Here is a 2227-nt window from a genome sequence, read left to right on the forward strand (position 1 = left end):
CGAGGCATCGACAGTCTCCCCAGCAGCCGCACCACGACCGACAACACCGCTGGCTAGACTGCCCGCAACCGTTCACTTTTCCAGCGTCGGAACCGTCCAGAACTCAAGCGTCGTCGACAATTGAGGGCTGACCCGCGAGGTAGAGGCCGATGCCGGCAACGACCAGCATGACCGCGCCGAGGTAATAGTCGATCGTGCGTCCAAAGATCGCCGGCATCGGGAAGAAGTGGACGGCCACGATCAGCGCGACGACGGGCAGGATCCACACGTACCGGCCGAGCACGACAAATACGACGATGGACGCGAGGATGAGCCCGCCCTGAATGCTGCTGACGATCGCCATGCCTCGCGAGATCCGAGCGTCGTATCCGTTGGTTTCCCGAGGCAATGGTCGCGCCAAGCGAAGCAGCGAGCCTGCACGGAACGCAAGGAAGGCCGACCATGCCACCGCGGCGATGAAGAACGTCGTGCCCGGAATCGGCCAGGCGAAGATCGCCCACACCGCGTAGACGGGAGTGAATATCGCCATCGGGATCAACCCGGCAGCCACTCCCCCAAGGATCGTGCCGATCCGAGTGCTGAGCTGATCCATCGGCAAGCCTCCTAACGCGCTGCCCACCAGCGTCGCACGCTCGCACAGCCCGCCTCTAGTGGGCTAACCCCCAGAGCCGCCCCCTTCAGTGTGAAAACGGATAACGGTCTTCACCAGTAGACCGACCATTATTGCATCAGATGAAAGCAGGCTTCCCTCTCCTGAGTGAAGTCATTCAGCGGACGGCTGCGTAACACGAACGGCCCTGTGGGCTGGGCTTTCCCTGGAAGTGCGCGCCCAGCTCGTTCACATAATCTCACAGGCCACGACTTGCGTATCAGCACCGGAAAGAGCCGCGGATCCCAGTTGTTGCAGGGATCTCCTGTTAGATGCGAGAATCATGCATCTGATGAAAGGGTTTATGGTGGCCGTAGATGATGCTGGCAGGTTCCGACCTTCGGCGCAGCCACTGCCTCTTCTGCACCCCCATGAACAAACCTTCGGGGAAATGCTCGATGGCTGGCGGGCACAGCAGGTCAGCCGCGGGCTCAGCGTTGGGACGATTGAAGTTCGGGTGGCAGTGGTCGAACGGCTCATGCTGGCTGCAGGTGAGTACCCGTGGCGTTGGAGCGTCGAGATGGTCGACGAGTTCTTCGCCGAACGGCGAACGATTCATCGAAACGCCCGGTCGACTATTCGTAGTTATCAGAACTCGTTGGGGCTTTTCAACTCCTACATTTGCGATTCGGCCTATGGCTGGGTTGCTCGCTGCATCGAGCTGTTCAACGATCACCCGTCTCCTGTTTTCCATCAATGGAATACTCAACGACACATTTTGGAGGCGGAGCATGGTGGACGAGTTCGCCCGTTCACCCGGGTCGAGCTCCAGGCGCTTTTCGATCGCGCCGACGACGAGGTTGACACCGCTGCTCTGCGGAAGACCAAAGGATGGGCAGCTGCTTTCCGGGACAGCACGTTATTGAAAGTTGGCTACCTGTTCGGGCTGAGGCGGAACGAGGTTCGTCACTTGCAGGATCTTGATTTCACTCGCAACCCGCACGCCGGTGAATTCGGTCGTTATGGTCACCTCAACGTTCGTTTCGGAAAGGCGTCGGCGGGCACTGACTTCAAGCAGAGGAACGTCCTGGCCGTTTTTCCGTGGGGCAGCGGAATCATCGAAGATTGGGTGGAGCGTGGACGTCCACTACTCCCGCATAGTCGGGACCTCTTTCCGTCGGAGCGTGGCACTCTCGTCGCGGAGAGTTCGTTGAACGCCCGCTTTCGTCAATATCGGTCGGACATTGGTCTCGATCGAGAAGTCACTTTTCACTCCCTTCGCAGGTCCTATGTCACTCATCTGATCGAAGATGGGCTAGACCCGCTCTTTGTCCAGCAACAGGTTGGACATGACTATGGCTCTACCACCGCGATCTACACGGCAGTCTCCAGCGACTACCGAACCAAGACGCTACGGAAGGCACTTGACGGCACCATCGCGGCCGCATTGCGCCTCGGATCCGAAGGGTGATCATGCGACGCAACGTCTCTTACGAGTGGCACCTGGCGGAGCTAATGGCAGTGGAGTCCCGCATAGTGGTGTAACCCACGGTGGTCGCGCACGTCGTTGCTGACGTGAACGCGGTCACCGTGTGATCCTTCGAGAAGTCTCTTACCCCAACTCGAAAGGCATCAACA

The 2227-nt window shown here is 59.3% G+C and carries 2 protein-coding genes; one reads left to right on the forward strand and one right to left on the reverse strand.

The window, feature by feature from the left end; genetic code table 11:
* Nucleotides 1-103: 103 nt before the first annotated feature.
* Complete coding sequence (locus FK219_RS13260) at nucleotides 104-592, reverse strand: hypothetical protein (protein ID WP_152584340.1); 489 nt, start codon at nucleotides 590-592, stop codon at nucleotides 104-106.
* 340 nt (nucleotides 593-932) lie between these two features.
* Between FK219_RS13260 and FK219_RS13265 the strand changes: the two genes are divergently transcribed.
* Nucleotides 933-2060: a tyrosine-type recombinase/integrase gene (locus tag FK219_RS13265; RefSeq protein ID WP_328821704.1), complete on the forward strand. Its 1128-nt coding sequence runs from the start codon at nucleotides 933-935 to the stop codon at nucleotides 2058-2060.
* Nucleotides 2061-2227: the final 167 nt, after the last annotated feature.

Source organism: Microcella pacifica (genome assembly GCF_009371975.2).
Lineage (GTDB): Bacteria > Actinomycetota > Actinomycetes > Actinomycetales > Microbacteriaceae > Microcella > Microcella pacifica.

Excerpts from the sequence above, each read along its gene's own strand:
- FK219_RS13260 (WP_152584340.1), bottom strand. The coding sequence starts at position 592 with ATGGATCAGCTCAGCACTCGGATCGGCACGATCCTTGGGGGAGTGGCT.
- FK219_RS13265 (WP_328821704.1), top strand. The coding sequence starts at position 933 with ATGCATCTGATGAAAGGGTTTATGGTGGCCGTAGATGATGCTGGCAGG.